This window comes from Arthrobacter sp. YAF17, assembly GCF_052113365.1.
In the GTDB taxonomy this organism is placed as follows: Bacteria; Actinomycetota; Actinomycetes; order Actinomycetales; family Micrococcaceae; genus Arthrobacter.
Map to the genome: position 1 here is coordinate 34,596 of NZ_JBFRDB010000003.1, position 22,139 is coordinate 56,734.

Here is a 22,139-nt window from a genome sequence, read left to right on the forward strand (position 1 = left end):
TGGCGGCTTGCTAGAAGTCGCCCCCGCCGCCGAAGTCTCCGCCCCAGCCGCCRCCGGCGTCACCGCCGCCGCCCCAGCCGCCGCCGGAATCGCCGCCGCCGCCCCAGCCGCCGCCGCCGCCGCCACCACCGCCGCCATGCAGGATGGAGTTGATCAGGATGCCGCCCAGTATGGCGCCACCCAGGCCGCCACCACCTCCGCCGCCGAACATCCCGCCACGGCCGTAGCCCTGGTTGGCGTAGCCGCCGAAGTGGTCGACGTCGGACTGGGCGAGCTGCGCTGCCTGCGCCGCCAGCGCGTGCGCCTGCTGGGCGTACTGCAGGGCGGTGACAGGGTCGGTGCGCGAGATCGACAGTGCGTAGTCCAGGTTCCGCTGGGCCTCGGCCAGGCGGGTCCGGGCTTCGGTGCCCACGCCGCCGCGGCGGGCGGTGATGTAGTCCGAGGTCGCGCTGATCTGCGCCTGCGCAGACATGATGCTCTGCTGCAGCGAGGCCTGCGCGCGGCGGGCCTGGTCCTGCTGGTCGCGGATGCCGGACAGGGCCTCATCCAGGGACTGGTGTGCCGTCTCGACCCGCTCCAGAGTAGCGATCGGATCGATCTTGCCGGCCTGGATGTCGGCCTTGACCCGTGCCAGAGATGCCTCCACCGCGGCGACCGGGCCGGCAAGTTCCGGGTGCGCTCCGGACTGGATGAGGGCCTTGGCCTGGGCCAGGTCCTGCGAGGTGTCGACGACGGCGGACTCAAGGCCGTTGCGGGCCTCATCGAGGTTGCCTGCGACCTTGGTGATTGCGCCGATCAGCACGTTCGTCTGGTGCAGGCTCTCTTCGGCCGCCCGTACGGCGACGGCGGCGAGGCTGCCTTCGCCGGCGCTGAGCTTCTCCTGGGCCGTGACGGAGGCGTTCTGCACGAAGGCCAGCCGTTCCTTGGCCTGGTTAATGTTGTCGCCGACCTGCACAAGCGCGCTCTCGGCATACTTGGCGCGCAGCTCGGCGAGCGACTGCTCGGCGCTGGCGATCTTGGCTTCGGCCTCGCTGGCACCGGCGCTGACCGCGGCAAGGGCCTGCGGGGCGTTCTTCTCGAGCTCGCGGAGTGAATCGAAGTCCGCCTTCTGCTCCTGGAGGGAGCCGAGGGCCGCCTCGGAACGGCGGATGATCTCGCCGAGCCAGGTCCGCTGCTGCTCCTCGGTATCGGGGATGTGGTCATCCAGCTGCTGCTGCAGCTTGAAGGACTCGGACATGTGGCCCTTGGCGTCCTCCAAAGCCTTCGTGAAGTTCCCGACGGCGGCGTCGCCGTACTGTGCCTGCGCGAAGCCAAGCTCCTGCTCGCTGGATTTGATGGCGTCGTCGGCCTCGATCAGCAGTGAGCCGCTCTTGCGGCGCAATTCCTCGACGGTGAGTCCGGCGAGCGGATCCAGCTCGGCGCCCTGCGCTCCGGCGCCGGCTCCCGACCCGGCTGCGGCTTTCTTCCGCCGGTTGCGGAGGTAGAGGTAGGCGCCTGCGCCGCCCGCTGCAACGACGCCGACGCCGACCAGCACGGCGCTGCCCGCGCCGCCCTCGGACGGGACCGTGCCCTTGCCGCCGCCGGCGGCGTCGCCGATTGCCGCGGCGCTGTCGATGGCGGCCTGCGCATAGTTACCTTCGCGGAGGTTCGGGTCGACTGCACTTTTCACGATGGTGTCGCGCTGGGCGTCCGTGATCTTGCTGTTGGCGGGCTTGCTCAACAGGTACTGGCGGGTGTCCGTAGCAACCGTCAACAGCATGGCGTTGGCACCGAGGCTCGCCTTGTCCGCCACCGCTTTAGCCCACTCATATCGGTCGGTGGGGTTTTCGAACTTCTTCACGTAGACGACGTGGTAGGTCATCGCGTGGTCGGTGCCGAGCTGCTTGATGGCCTGTTCGACTTCGCCCGTCCGGTCGCCCAGGACTCCGGCGGAGTCCACGACCTTCGTGACGGGGTCGAGGGTCACCGGATCTTCGGCGAGGGCCGGAGCGGCAGGAAGCGCCAGCAGTCCGACGACGCCAAGAACGGCGAGGAAACGTTTATAGGTAGACCGCATGTGCAACCCTTCAGCACTTCTGCGACCAGTTCGGGCCGAACCGGTCGTCACAGAATGCAGCAGCGCCCCCACGCAGATGTAAAGCCGCAGGTCGCTGTGGCGATTCCATTTGATTCTATGGTGCACCCAATGGACCGTCCACCGGCGGGAATATGCCACCAGCGAAAAGCGCTGAACGGCCGACGGCGCCGTCGGGAAGGCACCGGAAGTGGCCCCGTCCGGATGCACAGCAACCTCCCAGCAAACGTGTGCCCTAGTCTCAGTGAAATCGTCCATAGTTAATGAAGACGAGGATGAAAGGAAGTCTTATGACTGAGAACCCAGCGCAGGGCGCTTCACCAGAGAACCGGGAGCCGGCCACGCCGAATGAGGGGCCGTCAGGGCACCCGCAGGCTGCCCCCGCGCCGGACTCAGCGCCCGAGAATCCGACCCTCCGGATGGACCGGGCCGCGGACAACCCCCCGCAGCCGGTTTACCCGCAGCACCAGCCGTCTTACGGCCGGCCCCCGGCGCCGGAAACCCAGCAGTTCGGTGCACCGCAGGGCCCCGCCCAGCAGGGCCAGCAGGGCCAGCCGAACCCGCAGCACACCCCCGGCTACGGCCAGGCAGCCGGGAGCTCCGCCTTCGGACAGTCCCAGCAGCCGCAGGGCCAGTACGCGAACGCCGAGCACAACCTGGGTTCCTTCGGCCAGCCGCAGCACGGAGGCTTTGGCGGCAACCAGCCCGGTTCCCCCTACGCCTCCAACCCGGCCCACGCCCCGAAGCGCAAAGCCGCGTTCGGTGTTCCCACCCTCGTCGCCAGCATTCTTGCCGCCGGCCTCGTCGGCGGCGGCGTCGTCGCCGGGACCACGCAACTGCTGGGGGACCAGGCTGTCACGTCCACGGGGTCCAGCAACAGCAGCCAGGCCGGCCCCGTCATCGTGAACAACAGGGAAGACGTGAACGCCATCACCGCCGCTGCCCTGAAGGCCACGCCCAGCGTCGTGACCATCAAGGCAACGAACGGCAGCGAGGGCGGCACCGGCTCCGGCATCATCCTTGACGGTGAAGGCCACGTCCTTACCAACACCCACGTCGTCACCCTCGACGGCACGGCGGCCAACGCCGCAATCGAAGTCCGCATGAGTGACGGCAAGGTCTACAGCGCCGAGATCGTCGGCACGGATCCGCTGTCGGACCTCGCGGTAGTCAAGATCCAGAACGGCTCCGGGCTCGTCCCGGCAGTCCTAGGCGATTCCGGCAAGCTGAACGTCGGTGACACCGCCGTCGCCATCGGCTCGCCCCTCGGCCTCACCGGGACCGTCACGGACGGCATCGTGTCGACCCTGAACCGCACCATCAGCGTTGCCTCCTCGGCCGCTCCCAAGCAAGGCGAGGACAACTCCCAGGGCGGCGGCGGCCAGGGCTTCCAGTTCGCACCGCCGGACGGCGGGCAGGGCCAGAGCACCGCCAACCAGGGAAGCATCTCCATCAACGTGATCCAGACGGACGCTGCCATCAACCCCGGCAACTCCGGCGGCGCCCTCGTCAACACCAAGGGCGAGATCATCGGCGTGAACGTCGCCATCGCCTCGGCCGGCGGCGACTCTTCAAGCAGCGGCAACATCGGCGTCGGCTTCAGCATCCCGATCAACCACGCCAAACGCGTCGCCCAGGAGATCATCAGCACCGGCAAGGCCACCCACGGCCAGTTCGGCGTGAGCGTGAAGCAGAAGACCGCGAGTTCCTCGGGTTCCGGGTTCTCCGTCGGGGCAGAGGTCGCCACGGTCGAGCCCGGCTCCGCCGCAGAGAAGGCAGGCGTCAAGGTCGGAGATGTGGTGACGAAGTTCCAGGACCTCACCATCAGCGACCCGAACCAGCTGACGGCAGCCGTGCGGGAGCAGCCCGCCGGAGCCACGGTAAAGGTCACGGTCCTCCGCGGCGGCAAGGAGCAGCAGCTTGATGTGACCCTCGGCACTGCCGCCGAACAGTAACGGGCATCAGTAGCAGCAGCGCACAGCGCACAAATCCGAAGGCCGGGCCGCTCCAAAAGGAGCGGTCCGGCCTTCGGCGTACTGCGTTATGCCGTGCCCCGGTGTGCGCTGACACAGGCGTTAACCCAAGCCGCGCCGGCCGCCCCCGATATGGTTAGCTAGGAGAAACCCGGCACACCCGGAACTCCGTGGCCACGACCCCTCCCGGCTGGCTGTCCACCCGCATGGAAGGCTGCTGTAAACACAGTGGAAGAGACCTTGAAGATCATCGTGCTGGTCAAGCACGTCCCTGACACTCAGTTCGACCGGCACCTCACCGGCGGGGGCAACACGACGGACCGCTCCGAGAGCATCCTCTCCGAACTGGACGAGTACGCCCTCGAGGCTGCACTCCAGCTGATCGAGGCCCGCGGCGGGGAGGCCGCAGGCAACAAAGTCATCGCCCTGAGCATGGGTCCCGCCGGCGCGGTCAACGCCGTGAAGAAGTCCCTGCAGATTGGCGCCAGCGAAGGCGTCCACCTCACCGACGAGGCACTGGCCGGATCCGACGCCGCGGCCACGTCCCTGGCCCTGGCCGCAGCCATCCGCCACCTCGGCGCGGACACCCCCGCCGACCTCATCATCACCGGCATGGCCTCCACCGACGGCGAGACCTCCCTGGTGCCGGCCCAGCTCGCCGAGCGCCTGGACCTGCCGCAGGTCACGTTCGCGTCTTCGCTGGAGCTCGACGGCGCCCGGCTCACCGCCCGCCGCGACGGCGACACGCACGCCGATACCGTCGAGGCGACGCTGCCGGCCCTCGTCTCGGTCACAGACCAGATCAACGACCCCCGGTACCCGAACTTCAAGGGCATCATGGCGGCGAAGAAGAAAACCATCACCACGCTGGCACTGGCCGATATCGGCGTCGACCCCGCGCAGGTCGGGTGGTCCGGCTCCTGGACCGCCGTCGACTCCGCAGAGGCGCGCCCGGCGCGCACCGCGGGCACCATCATCACCGACGAGGGCGACGCCGGCATCAAGCTGGTTGACTTCCTGGCCGCCCAGAAGCTGCTCTAAGGGGATTCTCAGACATGGCAAAAGTACTGGTATTCATTGACACCCCCGGCCAGGCCCTGAAGAAGGCCAGCCTGGAGCTACTCACCATTGCCCGTTCCCTGGGTGAGCCTGCGGTCGCGTTCAACGGCGACCTGCACGACGACGTCGCATCCACCCTGGCCGCGTACGGCGTCCAAGCGCTGTACCGGCCCTCCTCGGCGGACCTCGACGACTACCTCGTGGGTCCCAAGGCTTCCTATCTTGCCGCCGCGGTGCTGACCGCGGATGCCACGATCGTCCTGACCGAGAACTCGGCCGAGGCCAAGGAGATCGCCGCGCGGCTGGGCATCAAGCTCGGCGCCGGCGTCATCACCGACGTCGTTGCCGTGGACACGGACGGAACGGCGCACAAATCCGTGCTGGCCGGTTCCTACACCACCACGGCGAAGGCCACGACTCCGGTCGCGGTCCTGACCGTCAAATCCAACAGCGTCACTCCGGAGCCCGCCGTCACCGGCACCGCGCCGGCAACCGTCACCGTCGAGGTGCCGGCGACTGCCGCCGCGGCTTCGGCACGGATCACCTCCCGCACCGAGAAGGCCGTCAGCGGCCGCCCCGACCTCGCCGAGGCCCGGATCGTGGTGGCCGGCGGCCGCGGCGTGGACGGCAACTTCGGGCCCGTCGAGGACCTGGCCGACGCCCTCGGTGCGGCCATCGGCGCCTCGCGCGCCGCAACGGACGCCGGATGGATCGGCCACGACGCCCAGATCGGCCAGACCGGCAAGACGGTATCGCCCCAGCTGTACATCTCCGCAGGCATCTCGGGGGCCATCCAGCAGAAAGCCGGCATGCAGACCGCCAAGGTGATCGTCGCCGTCAACAAGGATGCCGAGTCACCGGTCTTTGAGATCGCCGACTTCGGCATCGTGGGGGACCTCTTCCAGGTCCTGCCGCAGGCCACCGAAGAAATCAAGAAGCGCAGGGGCTGAATCCTTGAACACCTTCGCCACACAGGCGCAAAGCCCGTTCGATCCGGAGCACCAGCGGATCGGGCGGGTGCTTTGTTTCACTGCGCACCCGGACGACGTAGACTTCGGCGCCGCCGGCACGATCGCCGCCTGGACCGCCGCCGGCGTCGAGGTCAGCTATTGCATCATGACCGACGGCGACGCCGGCGGCTTCGACCCCGCGCAGCGTGACGAGATCGTCCGGCTGCGGAACGAGGAGCAGCGCCGCGCCGCGGCCCTCGTCGGGGTGACCGACATCCACTACCTGCACGAGCGCGACGGCTACCTCGAACCCTCGCACGACGTGATCCGTGAAGTGGTGCGCCTGATCCGGCAGCTCCGGCCCGACGTCGTGCTCTCGATGCACCCCGAACGGAACTGGAACCGGCTCCAGAAGAGCCATCCTGACCACCTCGCCGTGGGCGAGGCGGTGACCCGGGCCGTGTATCCGGCCCTGGAGAACCCGTTTGCGTACCCGGAGCTGGCCGAAGCCGGGCTGGAGGCCTACAAGCTGCCGTGGCTGTGGCTCTTCGCCGGACCGGAAGAACGCGAAAACCACGTCGTCGACGTCACAGACCATGTCGAGGCCAAACTCGCCGCGATCCACATCCATGTCAGCCAACACCCCGACATCGAGGCCATGGACCGCACCGTCCGCGGGTTGATGGTCCGCACCGCAGAGCGCGGCGGGCTCCCGGCCGGCCGCAGTGCCGAGGCGTTCCACGTCGTGGCAGTCAACGGCGCGGGGACGATCGCCGGCTTCTAGTGTTGCCCCCCGCGGCCCTTCTCCCATAAGCTGGAATCTGTTTAAATCATATTTATTGAGGAAGGCAGACTTTAATGGTGAAGACTGCGCAGCACCCCGTTCTCGTCATCATGGGCGTCTCGGGATCCGGAAAGTCAACCGTGGCCGGCCTGCTGGCCGGCCGGCTGGGCTGGGACTTTGCGGAGGGCGATGATCTGCACCCCGCATCGAATGTGGCGAAGATGCACGCCGGACAGCCCCTGACCGACGAGGACCGCGGGCCCTGGCTGGAAAGCATCGCCGGATGGATCCGGCAGCACACCGCGACCGGCACCCCCGGCATCGTCACCTGCTCGGCGCTCAAGAAGCGCTACAGGGATGTCCTGCGCGGCGAAGGCGTGGTGTTCGTCTTCCTCGACGGCAGCAGGGACCGGATCTCGGATCGGCTGGCGACCCGGCACGGGCACTTTATGCCCGCAGCCCTGCTTGAATCGCAGTTCGAGGCGCTCGAAGCCCCCACGCCTGAGGAAAACTCCATCACGCTGAGCGTCAGCTCGGCACCCTCGGAGGAAGCGCAGGAGATCATCGACCGGCTCCACCTCGACGCCGCGGACGCCAGGCCCTGAGCCTCTCCCGCGTTCTGCCGTCACCAAGGAATTTTTTGTGAAATCACTGATAGCAATGCAACTTCCGGCTGCCGTTGAGGCCGGGACCGGCGTCAACACCCAATTACTGCTCATCGCGGGCCTGGGCATCGTCCTCCTCGTGGTTCTGATCGCCAAATTCAAGTTCCACCCCTTCCTGGCACTAATTCTGGGGTCAGGGTTCGTCGGCCTCGCCGCCGGTGTCGAACCCGCGAAGGTGATTGCCAACTTTGAGGACGGTGTAGGCGGCGTCCTGAAGGAAGTTGGCCTGCTGGTAGCGCTCGGCGCGATGTTGGGCAAGCTGTTGGCTGACTCCGGCGGCGCCAACCGGGTGGTCGACACCCTGCTGGCCAAGGCCACCGGAAACAAGCTGGTCTGGTCCATCACGCTCGTCGCCGTGATCATCGGTCTGCCGATGTTCTTCGAAATCGGGCTAGTCCTGCTGCTGCCGGTGATCGTGCTGGTCACGCAGCGTTCCAAAATGCCGCTGATGCGCATCGCCATCCCGGCCCTGGCCGGCCTGTCCGTGCTGCACGGACTGGTGCCACCGCACCCGGGGCCCCTGATCGCCATCAGCGCCGTTAAGGCTGAATTGGGCACCACCCTGGCCCTCGGCATCATCGTTGCCATCCCTACGGTGATCATCTGCGGCCCTCTGTTCTCCCGCCTGGCGGCCCGGTGGGTGCCTGTGGGCGCGCCCGCCGTGGCCGGCGGCGTTGATACCGTGCACGGAGCGGACATGGAGGGCGTCAAACGCCCGCCGAGCTTCCTCGTCACGCTATTGACCATCCTCTTCCCGGTGGTCCTCATGCTGCTCAAGGCGGTCATGGACATCATCTGGCCCGACCCCAAGACGGCGCCGGCCATCCGGACCTTCTTTGACTTCGTCGGGCAGCCGCTCGTCGCGATGACCCTGGCGGTCCTGCTGGCGATGGTGACTTTTGGCTACGCCGTGGGCCTCAACGGAGGCAAGATCACGAGCAAGATTGCTGCCAGCCTCGGCCCGATCGCCGGGATACTCCTCATCGTCGGCGCCGGCGGCGGCTTCAAGCAGACGCTGATTGGCGCCGGCGTGGGCGACTCCGTGAAGGCCTGGGCAGAGGGGACCAACATGTCCGTTCTCGTGCTCGGTTTCATTGTGGCCGTTGCCCTGCGCCTGGCGACAGGCTCGGCCACCGTCGCCACCGTGACAGCCGCCGGCATCGTGGCTCCGCTGGCCAGCTCGCTCACGCCGACGCACGCCGCACTGCTGGCACTCGCGATAGGCGCCGGCTCACTGTTCTTCTCGCACGTGAACGACGCCGGATTCTGGCTGGTGAAGGAACTTTTCGGGCTCACGGTCGGCCAGACCTTCAAGACCTGGTCAGTCATGGAGACGCTGATTTCCGTAGTCAGCTTCGGCCTCGTGATGCTCCTCTCGATGATCATCTAGCCGGGTCATCGGCCCGTCATTCAGCAACAACAAAAGCCGTGCAGGCCTTGACCCTCCAGAGGAGGCAAGGCCTGCACGGCTTTTGGTTCGCACTGCTGCCGGGTGGGCTGCGCGGGCCGGTAGCCGGGGCTACGCGCCCAGGGTGGCAGCCGCCACGGTGGGCATGGTCGGCGAGGCCGAGCCGCCCGTCGGTTCCACCGTGATGCCCAGGGCTGCCGCAGAGCTGATGCCCTTGACGACGGCCGGCTTGGACAGCGCTTCCGCGTCCATGAGCCCCTGGGACACCGGGGCGGAGCCGTCCTTGGGGATCAGCCACATCTGGTAGACCTTGCCGGGCGGAGGCGCCGGGACGTCGTTCATCTTGACGACGATTGCGTCCTTCGACGGCGAGACGGACACGGTGGCCGTGCCGCCGCCGGTGACGTCGACCGTCGCCTGCCGCACGTCGCCGGACTGCAGCACCTGGTTCAGCGGATCGTTCTGGTTCGCAACGTAGGCGCCGACGCCGACTCCGCCCAGGGCGATGATGGCTGCGGCAGCGATGCCGACGAGCCAGTTGCGCATGCCCTGCGGCCGGCGTCGTTCGTCCCGGCGCTTGCGGGCGGCACCGAGTTCGTCGGTGACGGAGAGCTCCGTCGTCTCCCGGACGGGCCGGGCCACGACCGGCGGGGCCGCCGTCGGCTCCTGTCCCGCGTGCATGCCTGCCACAGCTGCCGTGTCCTGGGCGGGCAGGGAAGCCATGATCCGGTCAAACAGGCCCGAAGGCGGCTCTTCCTCGGCCGTGAAGGTGGTGGCAAGCGTCTCGCGGGCCTGCCGGACGCGCTCGTCGAAGGCGGCGCGTTCGGCCGCCGGAGCCGAGGCGAGGTACTCCTCGATGGCGGCACGCTCGGCGCCGTCCACGGCGTTCAGGGCGTACAGCTCGGCGAGGTCAGCCGCGCGGCCCGAGGAAAGGTCAGTGGCGATCTCGGCTGCAAAGCCGGCGGGGACGCGGCCGTTGTTGTGTGCGTTCATGTCGGTCATCTCAACTCACCCCCAGACAGGTCTTCAGCCGGATTAGTCCGTCGCGGATGCGGGACTTGATGGTGGGCACCGCAGCATTGAGCTTCTCTGCGACTTCCCGGTAGGTGAGGCCGCCGTAGTAGGCAAGCCGCACGGACTCCTGTTGTGTATCGGTCAGCGTCTCCAGGCAACGGACCACAGCCTCGGCCTCAAGCCGGCTGCCGACCTCATCCGAGACGGAATCGTGGTCGATGTCCTGGCTGCTGGCGCCGTATTTCGCTTCCCGGTCGGTGGACGACTGGGAGGAACGGACCTTGTCCACGGCCCTGCGGTGCGAGATGGTCATCAGCCAGGCGAGCGGGCTCCCCGCCTCGGGATTGAACTTGGCGGCGTTCTGCCAGACCTGGAGGAAGACCTCCTGGGTGGTGTCCTCGCTGAGTTCCACGTCGATCAGGACCCGCCGGGCCATGCCGAACACGCGCCGGGACGTGAGTTCATAGAACTCTGCGAAGGCTGCCTGGTCACCGCGGGCAATCTGTTCCAGCAATGCGCCGAGCCTCCGGTTTACATCGGCTGAAGTGCCCGGGGGAGCGGTGGCCTCGGGATTCGGGGCGTTGGGAGTTTCCATCACCTTCAAGCATAAGGTGCCTGCCGGCGATCGCGGGTCAGGATGGTCTCTTCGGGGGGCGTGGCCGCCCGCGAACCGACGGTCTGTACGCCTGTCTACCTGCAATGTTGTCACCTGCCGCTCCTCGCTCCCTTCCCCGCCCCCGGCTCCCGTTGGCTCACTGGGCTTCATAGGTGATTCGGGGCAGCGCGGGACCCGGATGGGCGTAACGCGGGACGAATTTGCGGAGGCTAGAGCTTGGCGCCGTCGAATCCGTTCTGACGCCAGGCCTCGTAGACGGCGATCGAGGCTGCATTCGCGAGGTTCAGCGAACGCAATGAGGGCAGCATCGGCAGGCGGACACGGGACGTGACATGGGGATCGTGTTTGAGGTCCTCGGGCAGGCCCACGGATTCCCGGCCGAACATGAGCACGTCACCGGGACGGTAGCTGATGTCCGTGTAGGACGCCTCTCCGTCGGAGGTGAAGGCGAAGACGCGGTCCGGTGCGAGGGCCGCCCAGGCCGCGTCGATGTCCCGGTGGACAGTCACGACGGCGAGGTCGTGGTAGTCGAGGCCGGCCCGCCGCAGCTTCGCGTCGGAGAAATCGAAGCCCAGGGGCTCGACGAGGTGCAACTCGGCGCCGGTGATGGCGGCCAGCCGGATCGCGTTGCCCGTATTGCCGGGAATTTCTGGGGTGTGGAAGAGGATGCGGAACACTGTCCCATCCTAGCGAGCCTGCTAGTGCATCCCGCGCAGCAGCCGGGCAAGCACGGGAACGATGACGGTGTTGGGGGCCGGGCCAGAACTGAGGAACTGCTTGAGGCCGCGCGCCAGCCCGGCGGCGTTGACCACCTGGACGGTCTCGTGGGTGCCGGAACGGCGGTGCCGGTCGATTACCGGTTCGTGCAGGTTTCCGTCGGTGCTGTGGACCACGGTCCAGCCGGTGACGTTGAGTTCCGGAAAGATGTCCTGCATCCGGCGCACCACGTGGGCCAGCTGGGGCGGGGCGATGGACCGACCGCCGTGGGTCAGGGCGGCGCCGTTCCAGGCGTAGGCGCCGGGCGGCAGCAGCATGGAGCCGATGACCGCCATGCGGTAGCCGGAGAGCACCACATGGTCGATGTGGCTGTTGTCCGCCGGGGACTGCAGCCCGTTGATGAGCCGGGCGGCCGGGATGGCGGGGAGGACCTGCCGGCTGATGAGCTGCACCGTCCGCATTTCCCGCTGGATCCTTGCCTCAGCCCCGAAGATGCCCCGCTTGCGGGGCAGCCCGTGGACCTGCTGTACGGCCAGGTCCTTCGGGATCAACGGCACCTCGCCGGTCCCGGCGTACTGCTCGAAGGGCGGGACGTAGACCGCCGCGTCGGAGGCCGTGTTCCGGGGGGTGTTGGGACGCCGGACATTTGCTGACGCGCGGCTGCCGGCAGCCGGGGCATCAAAGTGGGCCCCCTCGTCGGCAGGCGGGGATGCGAAGGCGCCGCGGCCGCTGCCGTAGGAACGGTCGTAGTCGGCCCGGCTCTTGGCGTCGATCAGCGTCTCATAGGCGAGGGTGACGCGCCGGAAGGCAGCCGGGTCGCCGCCGTGGTCCGGGTGCGCGGTGCGGGCGGCCTTGCGGTAGGCCACCTTGATTTCCTTGTCCGTCGCCGTCACGGGGATCCGGAGGACCTGGTAATGCGAGCTGTTGCCCTGCGTCAAGCAAGAATCCTTTGCCTCGATGGTGCCAGCACAGCCTGGACGTCCGGCCTGGCCAGTTTAACCGGCTAGGGGAAGAACGCGCGCACCGGCACGGAAGGTTCCCGGCGGCTGGCATAATTCAGCGCATGCTTATCGCCCTTGCCGTCAACCCGCGTGCGTCCTTTGGCCGCGGGCTGCACGCCGGCACCGAGGCGGCCGCTCATTTCGAGGCGGTCGGGGCCGACGTTCTGCTCCTCTGCGAGGACAACTACGCCGCGCTGGCTGCGTCGGTGGACAAGGCGCTGGCCTCAGGCGTGGACGCCCTCGTTGTGGTGGGCGGTGACGGAATGGTCCACCTCGGCGTCAATGCGCTCGTCGGATCGGGCATGCCCTTCGGGACGGTCCCGCTCGGGATAGTCCCGACCGGGACGGGGAACGATATGGCGCGGGCGCTCGGCGTGCCGGTCCACGACATCCCCGCCGCCTGCGCGAAGGTGCTCGCGGCTCTGGACTCCGGCGGGCGGCTGATCGACGCCGGACGTGCCTCTTCCGGAGGGGCATCCCGGTGGTTCGCCGGGGTGGTGTCCGCCGGGTTCGACGCGGCCGTCAACGAACGGGCCAACGCCTGGCGGTGGCCCCGCGGCAAGGCGCGCTACCACTTGGCCATGCTCCGCGAACTCGCCTCGTTCGGGGCCATCGACTACACCGTGACGGCCGACGGCGCGACCTGGCAGCAGGGCGCGATGCTCATTTCCGTCGCCAACGGCCAGTCGATCGGCGGCGGTATGAAGATCACGCCCGACGCCGTGCTCGACGACGGCTTCCTGGACCTGTTCATTGTCAGCCGGCTCTCCCGGACAGGCCTGCTGAAGGTCTTTCCAAAGGTCTTTTCCGGCGGCCACCTCGGCCATCCGGCAGTCCACATCCGACGGGTCCGCAAGGTCGCGCTGTCGGCGGACAACGTGGTGGCCTACGCCGACGGGGAACGGATCGGTCCCTTGCCCCTCACCATCGAGGTGGTTCCCGGGGCGGTTCGCGTCCTGGCGTAGCCCGTCGCCGCGGGGCACAGGGAACGGGCCCCGTCGTGGCGGGAGTCTAGAATCGTGCGGAGGCCCGGACGGAAAAGCGAACGGGCATGGCGACATTGGGGCGGGGGCATGGAAAACAGGCTGGAATCCGGGGCCGCGGCAACGGCCGTCACTCGCACTGGCGGCGGTTCCCGCCTGGCCCGCCGCGCGAGCCGTGCATTCTTGGCGGGCGCCGCGGCGGCGGCGCTTGCGGGCTGCAGCGTCGGCATCCCGGACCCCTCCGCCCCCAAGACGGCACCGGCGGCCCCGACCCTCGCCACCCCCACCATCACGCCCGGCCACGACGCGGCCGCCGTCGCAGCGAAGGACATGCCCTTCACCGCCGGCGGGAACCTGGCCGCCGGGGCGCCCATCCAACTGTCCGACGGGCTGCGTGACGCGCCCGGATGGAAGCCCATCAAGGAGAACCTGGCCGGCGCGAGTGAATATGTGAAAGACGACGGCTGTGTGGTCTCCGCGAAGGTGCGGACCAACCAATCAGCCCTTGCCGTCGACGGGGACGACAGGGCATCCACGGAGGCCCTCTTCCTCCCGGCCTACCTGGAACCGGCGGCCCTGCGCTGGGGCGGCGAGCCCGGCGGGCCCGCCCCGGCGGTCGAGATGCTCGTGTTCAAGGTCGGCGAACGGTCCGGCGCCAGGGCCACCGCGATCTACGCCCGGCTGTTCAGCAAGCCGGACTCCTCGGTGTATCTCTCCGTTTCCTGCCCCGACGCCGGAACCCTTGCTGCGGCACGGTCCGAGGCCGAGGCGCGGATCGCCGTCGTACCTCCGTCCGACTGAGACCTCCGTCCGACTGAGACCGCCTTCGGCATAAGTCAGCCGGGAACCGTTCACCCCTGCCTGGGCTGCGAGAGCCGGTTCAGGGCCAGCGCCCCGACCAGCAGGCCGAAGTCGCGCAGGGCCACGTCATAAAAATTGCCCAGGATGATGAGGTTGACGATGATTCCGAGGAGCCAGACCGCCACGAGCAGCGAACCGAACCGCGGCTTCAGTGCCACCGCCAGGCCGGCGGCGATCTCCACCACGCCGACGACGTACATGATGGTCTGCGCCGGCAGCGGCACAACGTCTGTGACCACAGGCGCCAAATACATGGTCCAGTCGGTGAGCAGGTTGATGAACTTGTCGAGGCCGAACAGCACCGGGGCGACCGTAAAGACCGTCCGCAGCAGCAGGAAGGCCTGGCGCTCGGGAGCCGAGGCAAGGGGCCTGGCGGGCGAGGCAAGGGATGCAGAGGATTTCATCATGACTCCTTCTAAAAATGGATAGTTTGATTTTAGAATGGAACCAGTAGTTAAGCAATGAATCTTGTTTTTAGAGTTAGGCTGATTCCATGATCCGAGCCCCGTGGAACCGCAGGATTGCGGCCGTCGCCTCCCTGGGGGACGAGAGCCGCCGGAAGCTGTTCGACTACGTCGCGTCGGCCGGGCGTGCCGTCAGCCGCGACGACGCCGCCGGTGCCCTCGGTCTGCCCCGGAGCACGGCGTCCTTCCAGCTGGACCGGCTGGTGCAGGACGGGCTCCTGACCGTGGAATTCCGGAAGCTGGGCGGCAGGGGCGGGCCGGGGTCCGGCCGCCCGGCCAAGCTCTACCTCGCCGCCGTCCGGGAGGTCGCAGCGTCCGTGCCGGACCGGAACTATGACCTGGCCGCCGAGCTGCTGGTCTCAGCCATCGAGGAATCAACCGCCCGCGGCGGTTCCGCCCGCGAGGCGCTGGTGCGGACAGCCCACGCGCGGGGGCTGGCGGCAGCCCGGGCCAAGGCGGGCCCGGCCGGGCAAACGGATGACCGGGCGGGAGCCGGGGGAGTCGGGGGAGTCGGGGGAGCCGACTTTGCCGGGTTCCTCGCCGCGGAGGGCTACCGCCCCGAGGAGGACGGCGAAGGCGGCCTGGTGCTGCTCAACTGTCCCTTCCACCGGATCGCCGAAGGACACACTGAGGTGGTCTGCGCCATGAACGGCGCGTTCCTGGGCGGCGCCGCTGCCGGCTGCGGCATCGACGCGGACCGCGTGCAGGCCCTCGCCATCGACGAGCTTCGCGCGCAAGGCGCCGCGCTGCCGGCACAGTGCTGTGCCCGGATCAGGCCTTAGGGGCCTGGGCGTTCGAAGCGGTGCAGGAAGCAGGGCCCGGCGCGGCAATCGCCGGAGGTTTGGTCTGCCCTCTCAGCCCGGTCAGCAGCACCCCGGCGATCACCAGCACGCCGCCCGCGATCTGGACCAGGGTGAGCGGTGTCCCCATTGCCACGGTGATGACCGCTGTAAAGACCACGATGAGGTTGAGGTAGTTCCCGGCGGTGCCGGACGGGGTGGTCTTCAGGGCAAGGTTCCACAGGAGGTAGGCGCCCAGGGACGGGAAGACCACGATGTACGCCAGCGACCATGCCTCGGCCGGAGTTTCCGGGAGCCTCACATTCGTGGCGAGGGCAACAGGTGCCAGCGTCACGGCCGCTATCGCCACCTGCACGGCGGTGGCCGCGATGGCGGGAAGTCCCAGCCTGCGCGCGATGATCGTGTAGCAACCCCACACGAAGATCGCGCCGATCATCAGGAGTTCACCAATGTTCAGGGACAGGCTGATCACGCGCTGCAGCTCGCCCCGGGTCAGCACCAGCAGGACGCCCAGCAGACCAAGGCAGATGCCCAGCCAGCCCAGGCGGGTGGTCCTCTCACCGGTCAGGACCATCGCCAGTACAACGATCAGGGCCGGGTTGGCCGCGGTGATCAGCGAAGCGTTCATCGCGGACGTGTGGCCGAGGGCCCCATACAGCAGGAGCGTGTAGCCGCTCATGCCCAGCACACTCAGAAGCAGCAGCACCGGCCAGCGGCGCAACACCGCGCGCCAGTCCGGCTTCTCCACGAAGTGGGCCAGCAGCAGCAGCGGCACGGCGGCCAGTGCCCAGCGCCAGAACGTCAGGTCCATGGGTGTCATTGAGGCGACGGCGGCCTGGGCAACAATAAAGTTCCCGGACCAGAAGAGGGTGGCCAGGACGAGGTACAGGGACGCTTTCACCGCTCGAATGTACCCCAGGGCAGCAGCGGGCCCGCAGGTAGAATTGCCCTGTGCCCGTATACCTTGATCATGCAGCCACCACGTCCCTGGCCCCGGAGGCCCTGGCGGCGCTGACCCGTGAACTGGCGCGGACCGGCAACCCCTCCTCCCTGCACGGATCGGGCCGCCGCGCCCGCCGCGCCGTCGAGGACGCCCGCGAGGTGCTGGCGGCCGCGGCCGGGGCGCACCCCTCCGAGGTCATCTTCACCTCGGGCGGCACGGAAGCCGACAACCTTGCCGTGAAGGGCCTGTACTGGGCCCGCCAGGCCGAGAATCCCGCCCGTACGCGCATCCTGTGCTCCGCCGTCGAACACCACGCCGTGCTGGACACCGTTGAATGGCTCGAGCGGCACGAGGGTGCCGAAGTGTCGTGGCTGCCGGTGGATGCGGACGGCGTCGTGGACGTTGCGGTGCTGGCCGCCGAGCTCGCGCGGGACCCGGGCTCGATCGCCCTGGTCACGGTGATGTGGGCCAACAACGAAGTCGGCAGCATCCAGCCGATCGCGGAGATCGTCGAACTGGCCCACCGGGCCGGCGTTCCGGTGCACTCCGATGCGGTCCAGGCCTTCGGCTCGGTACCCGTGGATTTCCGGGCCAGCGGGCTCGACGCCATGTCCATCTCCGGGCACAAGATCGGCGGCCCGGTCGGCGTCGGCGCGCTGATGCTCGGCCGCGCCGTGAAGCTGACCCCCGTCCAGCACGGCGGGGGACAGGAACGCGACGTCCGCTCCGGAACCCTGGACACCGCGTCCATCGCAGCGTTTGCCGCCGCGGCCGAGGCGGTCACCACCAAACTCCCGGAGGAGGCGGCGCGCATTGCCGCGCTCCGGGACCGGCTGATCGACGGCGTCCTGGCGGCGGTGCCGGACGCCGTGCTGCGCGGCGCCCCCGGCGCAGGACGGCTGCCGGGCAGCGCCCACTTCACCTTTCCCGGCTGCGAAGGCGACTCACTGCTGTTCCTGCTCGATCTGGCAGGCGTCGAATCCTCCACCGGTTCGGCCTGCACGGCGGGAGTACCCCGGCCGTCCCACGTGCTGCTGGCCACGGGACTGGACGAGGACACGGCCCGGGGCGCCCAGCGGTTCAGCCTGGGGCATTCCTCCACCGAGGCCGACGTCGATGCGCTGCTGGCTGCCCTGCCCGGCGCCTACACCCGCGCACGCCAGGCCGGCATGGCCGGCCACGAGTCCAGCATCCAGACCGCCGGGACCGTCGCCCGCCACACTGCCGCGAAAGGTTAGGCTTCCGGCAGCAGGCTGTCGAGCGGGACACCCGGATCGGCAAGGGCTGCCGGGTCCACTGCGGTCCTCGCCGAGACAAGCTGCTTGATCATCTTTTGCGGCTTGCCGGAGCGCGGCCAGTTCACGCTCATTCCCGCGACCACCCGGCCGTCCCGCTGCCAGAAGGCGAGGAACTCCTTGCCCTCGAGGGAGCCGCGGATCGTGGGCGGCCCGGAGACGAGTGCCGGGAAGCCGGAGTACTCCATGCTGACGTCGAACTGGTCGGTGTAGAAGTAGGGAACCGCATCCAGCACGGCGTCCTGGCCGAGCATCGCCCGGGCCGCCACCTTGCCGCCGCTGAGGGCATTGGACCAGTGCTCGCTGCGGTGGTGCTCGCCGGTGAAGGGATGCAGGGCGTTGGCGACGTCCCCGGCGGCAAAGATTCCGGGCGCGGACGTCCGCAGCGATGCATCCGTGAGGATGCCGTTCTGCAGGGCGACGCCCGCCGCTTCGGCCAGCGAGACCTCGGGGACGACTCCGACGGCGATGATCACGAGATCCGCGGGCAGGACCTCCCCGGCATCCGTGACCACGCCGGTGACCCGGCCCGACTGCTCCCTGATTTCCGCAGCCGAGGCAGGGAGCCGGAACCGGACGCCGTTCGCCTCGTGCAGCCCACGGAAGAACCCGCCCAGCTCGCGCCCGATCGCCGCGCCCAGCGGAACGTCCTCCAGCCCCAGCAGGGTGACGGAGTTTCCATACGCGCTCGCCGCCGCGGCGAGCTCCATCCCGATCCAGCCCGAACCGATCATCACGACGTTCCGGCCGCCGTCGGCCAGTCCGGCGCGCAGGCGGCGGCTGTCGTCCACGGTGCGGAAGGTGCTGACCCCCTCCGCGTCGCTTCCGGGCAGCGGAATCCGCCGCGGGCGGGCGCCGGTGGCCAGCAGCAGGGAGCCGTAGCCCAGGCTCTGGCCGTCCCGGAGGTTCACGCTGCGGGCGGCCGGATCAATCCCCGTGACGGTGGCACCCAGCAGCAGTTCGACTCCGTTCTCTTCGTACCAGCCGCCCGGAGCCACGGGCAGGGCATCGTCTTCGGCCTTGCCCAGGAGGTATTCCTTGGACAGCGGCGGGCGCAGGTAGGGATGGTGCCGCTCCTCCGCCAGGAGGATCACCGGTCCGCCGTACCCTTCCGCGCGGAGGGTCTTGGCAGCGGTGGCGCCGGCGAGTCCGCCGCCCACGATCACAACGTTTTCGGAGGCCATCATGTGCTCGATTCCTGCGGCCGCCGGCGCAACCGGGGCCGCATGTCGCGGGAGGTGCATCTAAAACCGATATTTTTGACTTTAGAATCGCCACCGACTGCCGTCAAGGTCTTTTGGGTGAGGATTCGGCGTGGCGATAGAATGGGGCGGCAGGCATTGTGCTATTTCTGCGTCCAGCAGCCGCCGGTGCCGGCAACAACCCCTGAACCCCAAAGAAAGTCAGTATGCGAGTTCTTGCAGCCATGAGCGGCGGCGTCGATTCCGCCGTTGCCGCAGCCCGCGCCGTCGAGGCGGGACACGACGTCGTCGGCGTCCACCTTGCGCTGTCCAGGATGCCGGGTACCCTGCGCACCGGCAGCCGCGGCTGCTGCACCATCGAGGACTCCCGCGACGCCTGGCGTGCCTGCGACGTGCTCGGAATCCCGTACTACGTATGGGACTTCTCGGAGCGCTTCAAGGAAGACGTGGTCCAGGACTTCATCGACGAATACGCCGCCGGCCGCACGCCGAACCCCTGCATGCGCTGCAACGAACGGATCAAGTTCGCCGCGCTGCTGGAAAAGGCAATAGCCCTGGGATTCGACGCCGTCTGCACCGGCCACTATGCCAAGGTGATCAACGACGCCGACGGCAACCCGGAACTTCACCGTGCCGCGGACTGGGCCAAGGACCAGAGCTACGTCCTGGGCGTGCTCACGCACGAACAGCTCAAGCACTCCATGTTCCCGCTCGCGGACACGCCGTCCAAGGCCGAGGTCCGGGCCGAGGCGGAGCGCCGCGGCCTGTCCGTGGCGAACAAGCCGGACAGCCACGACATCTGCTTCATCCCCGACGGCGACACCGCCGGCTGGCTGGCCGAGAAGATCGAGATGACCACCGGCGACATCGTCGACGAGTCCGGCGCCAAGGTTGGCGAGCACCCCGGCGCCAATGCGTTCACGGTCGGGCAGCGCCGTGGCCTGAAGCTCGGCACCCCGGCAGCCGACGGCAAGCCGCGCTTCGTGCTGGAGATCCGGCCGAAGGAAAACAAAGTCGTCGTGGGGCCCGAGGCACTCCTCGCTATCGACGAGATCCGCGGCATCAAGGTCTCCTGGGCCGGCCTGCCGATCGCGGAGATCGCCACTGGCGAGGAATTCGACTGCTATGCCCAGGTCCGTGCCCACGGCGACCCCGTGCCCGCCACCGCGCGCATGGACGGCGCGGCAGGTGCCGGCGACCTCGTGGTCACGTTGACCGAACCGCTGCGCGGCGTGGCCCCCGGCCAGACCGTTGTGCTGTACCAGGGCAGCCGGGTGCTGGGCCAGGCAACCATCGATGCGGCGCGTTCGCTGCAGCGGGCCGCACTCTGACGCTCCCGATATCCGACGGCCGTACCAGGCCGGCGACCAAGCCGCACACCGTCGGTGTGCGGCTTTTTCGTTTGCTGCGCAGGGCGGGGACCGCGCGAGCAGGCGCGTGCGGCGTCTATGCGCCCTGCCGAATTTCAGGCGGAATGCCTGAAGATAGTGATGAGTTGTGCCCGTTCGTGTAAATTTTGTGTCTCATCTCACAGGATGTAACGATTCACCTACTGATCGTCTGGTTGAATCGAGGCATCAGGACAGTGTTTCTGCCCCCGAGTCCTCTTCGCGACTTCCTGGCTGAGCACTAGTACTCATCGAACAGAAAGTTCACAGATGGCAATGAACAAAAAGGCCCTCAAGAGCGCCATCGCGCTCGCCGGGGTATCCGCCTTCGCGCTGACCGCCTGCACCGGCCCCTCCGGCGGCGGCACGGCCACCGGCAGCGCCGCCGGTGGAGGCACCATTACGTACGGCACCACCGACAAGGTTGTCACCCTCGACCCGGCCGGCTCGTACGACGCCGGCTCCTTCATGGTGATGAACCAGATCTATCCGTTCCTGCTCAACTCGAAGCCGGGCACCGCGGATTCCACCCCGGACATTGCCGAGTCGGCCTCCTTCACGAGCCCCACCGAATACACCGTCAAGCTCAAGCCCGGCCTGAAGTTTGCCAACGGCCATGCGCTGACGTCCTCCGACGTGAAGTTCTCGATCGACCGTGTGGTCAAGATCGCCGACGACAACGGCCCGGCTTCGCTGCTCGGCAACCTCGAATCGGTCGCCGTCAAGGACGACTCCACCGTGGTCTTCACGCTGAAGGCCGGCAACGACCAGGTCTTCCCCGGCGTCCTCGCCGCCAACGCGGGTCCGATCATCGACGAAGAGGTCTTCCCGGCCGACAAGCTGATGACCGACGACGAAATCGTCAAGGGCAAGCCGTTCGCGGGCCCCTACACGATCGAGAGCTACAAGAAGAACGAACTCGTCAGCCTCAAGGTCAACCCGGACTACCAGGGCCTCCTCGGCAAGCCGGCCAACGGCGGCGCCACGATCAAGTACTACGCCGATCCCAACAACCTCAAGCTGGACGTCCAGCAGGGCAACATCGACGTCGCCGGCCGCAGCCTGACCGCGACCGACGTCGCGGACCTGGAAAAGGATGCCAAGGTCAAGGTCCACAAGGGCCCGGGCGGCGAGCTGCGCTACATCGTCTTCAACTTCGACACCATGCCGTTTGGTGCCAAGACTGCTGACGCCGATCCCGCGAAGGCTCTGGCAGTCCGCCAGGCCATGGCCGACGTCGTTGACCGTGACGCGATCGCCAGCCAGGTCTACAAGGGCACGTACCTGCCGGCCTACTCCGTCGTTCCCGACGGCTTCGTCGGCGCCATCCAGCCGCTGAAGGAAATGTACGGCGACGGAAGCGGCAAGCCCAGCCTCGACAAGGCCAAGAAGGCCTTCGCCGACGCGGGCGTCACCGGTCCCGTCACCATCAAGCTCCAGTACAACCCGGACCACTACGGCAAGTCCTCCGGCGACGAATACGCCATGATCAAGGAACAGCTGGAGAAGTCCGGCCTGTTCAAGGTTGAACTGCAGTCCACCGAGTGGGTCACATACTCCAAGGACCGTACGGCCGACGCCTACCCGGTCTACCAGCTCGGCTGGTTCCCGGACTACTCCGACGCCGACAACTACCTCACCCCGTTCTTCGTCCCCGGCAACTTCCTGAAGAACCACTACGAAAACCCCGCCGTCACGGACCTCATCAGCAAGCAGCTGACGACCGTTGACAAGGCAGAACGCGAAAAGGTACTCGGCGAGGCGCAGACGGCCGTCGCCAAGGACCTGTCCACGCTGCCGCTCCTGCAGGGCGCCCAGCTCATGGTCGCAGGCAAGGACGTCAAGGGCGTAGACCAGACCCTGGACGCTTCCTTCAAGACCCGCCTTGGTGTCATTTCCAAGTAGGTCCATTCCCCATCCGGTTCTGACCAGCCAACGAGGC

General features: G+C 68.0%; 20 protein-coding genes. 12 read left to right on the plus strand and 8 right to left on the minus strand.

The window, feature by feature from the left end:
• Positions 1 to 10 precede the first annotated feature (10 nt).
• Positions 11 to 2,056: a TPM domain-containing protein gene (locus AB4Y67_RS04185; RefSeq protein ID WP_441404533.1), complete on the minus strand. Its 2,046-nt coding sequence runs from the start codon at positions 2,054 to 2,056 to the stop codon at positions 11 to 13.
• Positions 2,057 to 2,364: 308 nt separating this feature from the next.
• On the opposite strand from AB4Y67_RS04185, the gene AB4Y67_RS04190 reads away from it, so the two are divergent.
• The 6 genes from AB4Y67_RS04190 to AB4Y67_RS04215 all read left to right on the plus strand — a co-directional run bounded on the left by AB4Y67_RS04190 (position 2,365) and on the right by AB4Y67_RS04215 (position 8,895).
• Positions 2,365 to 4,029 (plus strand): trypsin-like peptidase domain-containing protein, encoded by a 1,665-nt coding sequence (locus AB4Y67_RS04190; RefSeq protein WP_441404534.1) that lies wholly within the window; start codon positions 2,365 to 2,367, stop codon positions 4,027 to 4,029.
• Between the two features lie 258 nt (positions 4,030 to 4,287).
• Positions 4,288 to 5,088 carry an electron transfer flavoprotein subunit beta/FixA family protein gene (locus AB4Y67_RS04195; RefSeq protein ID WP_441404700.1) on the plus strand — a complete coding sequence of 267 codons (801 nt, stop codon included), beginning with the start codon at positions 4,288 to 4,290 and terminating at the stop codon, positions 5,086 to 5,088.
• Between the two features lie 14 nt (positions 5,089 to 5,102).
• Entirely contained in the window at positions 5,103 to 6,056 is a 954-nt protein-coding gene (locus AB4Y67_RS04200) for an electron transfer flavoprotein subunit alpha/FixB family protein (protein WP_441404535.1), read from the plus strand.
• Between the two features lie 4 nt (positions 6,057 to 6,060).
• Complete coding sequence (locus AB4Y67_RS04205) at positions 6,061 to 6,840, plus strand: PIG-L deacetylase family protein (RefSeq protein ID WP_441404536.1); 780 nt, start codon at positions 6,061 to 6,063, stop codon at positions 6,838 to 6,840.
• A gap of 74 nt (positions 6,841 to 6,914) precedes the next feature.
• Positions 6,915 to 7,445, plus strand: coding sequence for a gluconokinase (locus AB4Y67_RS04210; RefSeq protein WP_441404537.1), 531 nt, complete (start codon positions 6,915 to 6,917; stop codon positions 7,443 to 7,445).
• Between the two features lie 55 nt (positions 7,446 to 7,500).
• The gene (locus tag AB4Y67_RS04215) at positions 7,501 to 8,895 is read left to right on the plus strand and encodes a GntT/GntP/DsdX family permease (RefSeq protein ID WP_441404701.1); all 1,395 of its coding nucleotides are present in this window, start codon (positions 7,501 to 7,503) and stop codon (positions 8,893 to 8,895) included.
• A 129-nt stretch (positions 8,896 to 9,024) separates the two neighbouring features.
• On the opposite strand, the gene AB4Y67_RS04220 is transcribed toward AB4Y67_RS04215, so the two are convergent.
• The 4 genes from AB4Y67_RS04220 to AB4Y67_RS04235 all read right to left on the minus strand — a co-directional run bounded on the left by AB4Y67_RS04220 (position 9,025) and on the right by AB4Y67_RS04235 (position 12,198).
• A complete protein-coding gene (locus AB4Y67_RS04220; protein WP_441404538.1) occupies positions 9,025 to 9,906 on the minus strand; it encodes an anti-sigma factor in 882 nt (293 codons plus the stop codon).
• Positions 9,907 to 9,916: 10 nt separating this feature from the next.
• Complete coding sequence (sigK, locus tag AB4Y67_RS04225; RefSeq protein WP_441404539.1) at positions 9,917 to 10,522, minus strand: ECF RNA polymerase sigma factor SigK; 606 nt, start codon at positions 10,520 to 10,522, stop codon at positions 9,917 to 9,919.
• 230 nt (positions 10,523 to 10,752) lie between these two features.
• Positions 10,753 to 11,220, minus strand: coding sequence for a tRNA (cytidine(34)-2'-O)-methyltransferase (locus AB4Y67_RS04230; RefSeq protein ID WP_441404540.1), 468 nt, complete (start codon positions 11,218 to 11,220; stop codon positions 10,753 to 10,755).
• A 21-nt stretch (positions 11,221 to 11,241) separates the two neighbouring features.
• On the minus strand, positions 11,242 to 12,198 hold the full coding sequence (locus AB4Y67_RS04235) for a J domain-containing protein (protein WP_441404541.1): 957 nt from the start codon (positions 12,196 to 12,198) through the stop codon (positions 11,242 to 11,244).
• Between the two features lie 125 nt (positions 12,199 to 12,323).
• Here AB4Y67_RS04235 and AB4Y67_RS04240 point away from each other — a divergent pair, with 125 nt between their 5' ends.
• Both AB4Y67_RS04240 and AB4Y67_RS04245 read left to right on the plus strand, forming a co-directional pair.
• Entirely contained in the window at positions 12,324 to 13,226 is a 903-nt protein-coding gene (locus AB4Y67_RS04240) for a diacylglycerol/lipid kinase family protein (RefSeq protein ID WP_441404542.1), read from the plus strand.
• A 108-nt stretch (positions 13,227 to 13,334) separates the two neighbouring features.
• Complete coding sequence (locus tag AB4Y67_RS04245; protein ID WP_441404543.1) at positions 13,335 to 14,045, plus strand: hypothetical protein; 711 nt, start codon at positions 13,335 to 13,337, stop codon at positions 14,043 to 14,045.
• A gap of 50 nt (positions 14,046 to 14,095) precedes the next feature.
• On the opposite strand, the gene AB4Y67_RS04250 is transcribed toward AB4Y67_RS04245, so the two are convergent.
• Complete coding sequence (locus AB4Y67_RS04250; protein WP_441404544.1) at positions 14,096 to 14,509, minus strand: hypothetical protein; 414 nt, start codon at positions 14,507 to 14,509, stop codon at positions 14,096 to 14,098.
• Between the two features lie 89 nt (positions 14,510 to 14,598).
• Here AB4Y67_RS04250 and AB4Y67_RS04255 point away from each other — a divergent pair, with 89 nt between their 5' ends.
• Positions 14,599 to 15,351, plus strand: a complete 753-nt coding sequence (locus tag AB4Y67_RS04255; protein ID WP_441404545.1) for a helix-turn-helix domain-containing protein — start codon at positions 14,599 to 14,601, stop codon at positions 15,349 to 15,351.
• On the opposite strand, the gene AB4Y67_RS04260 is transcribed toward AB4Y67_RS04255, so the two are convergent.
• On the minus strand, positions 15,341 to 16,270 hold the full coding sequence (locus tag AB4Y67_RS04260; RefSeq protein WP_441404546.1) for a DMT family transporter: 930 nt from the start codon (positions 16,268 to 16,270) through the stop codon (positions 15,341 to 15,343). The two genes, AB4Y67_RS04255 and AB4Y67_RS04260, sit on opposite strands and share 11 nt — an antisense overlap.
• A gap of 50 nt (positions 16,271 to 16,320) precedes the next feature.
• Here AB4Y67_RS04260 and AB4Y67_RS04265 point away from each other — a divergent pair, with 50 nt between their 5' ends.
• Positions 16,321 to 17,550: a cysteine desulfurase family protein gene (locus tag AB4Y67_RS04265; RefSeq protein ID WP_441404547.1), complete on the plus strand. Its 1,230-nt coding sequence runs from the start codon at positions 16,321 to 16,323 to the stop codon at positions 17,548 to 17,550.
• Here the strand turns inward: AB4Y67_RS04265 and AB4Y67_RS04270 are convergent.
• Positions 17,547 to 18,791 carry an NAD(P)/FAD-dependent oxidoreductase gene (locus AB4Y67_RS04270; protein WP_441404702.1) on the minus strand — a complete coding sequence of 415 codons (1,245 nt, stop codon included), beginning with the start codon at positions 18,789 to 18,791 and terminating at the stop codon, positions 17,547 to 17,549. The two genes, AB4Y67_RS04265 and AB4Y67_RS04270, sit on opposite strands and share 4 nt — an antisense overlap.
• A 224-nt stretch (positions 18,792 to 19,015) precedes the next feature.
• Here AB4Y67_RS04270 and mnmA point away from each other — a divergent pair, with 224 nt between their 5' ends.
• Together mnmA and AB4Y67_RS04280 are read left to right on the plus strand one after the other, a co-directional pair.
• A complete protein-coding gene (gene mnmA, locus AB4Y67_RS04275) occupies positions 19,016 to 20,140 on the plus strand; it encodes a tRNA 2-thiouridine(34) synthase MnmA (RefSeq protein ID WP_441404548.1) in 1,125 nt (374 codons plus the stop codon).
• Between the two features lie 327 nt (positions 20,141 to 20,467).
• The gene (locus AB4Y67_RS04280; RefSeq protein ID WP_441404549.1) at positions 20,468 to 22,102 is read left to right on the plus strand and encodes an ABC transporter substrate-binding protein; all 1,635 of its coding nucleotides are present in this window, start codon (positions 20,468 to 20,470) and stop codon (positions 22,100 to 22,102) included.
• The last annotated feature ends 37 nt before the right edge of the window (positions 22,103 to 22,139 follow it).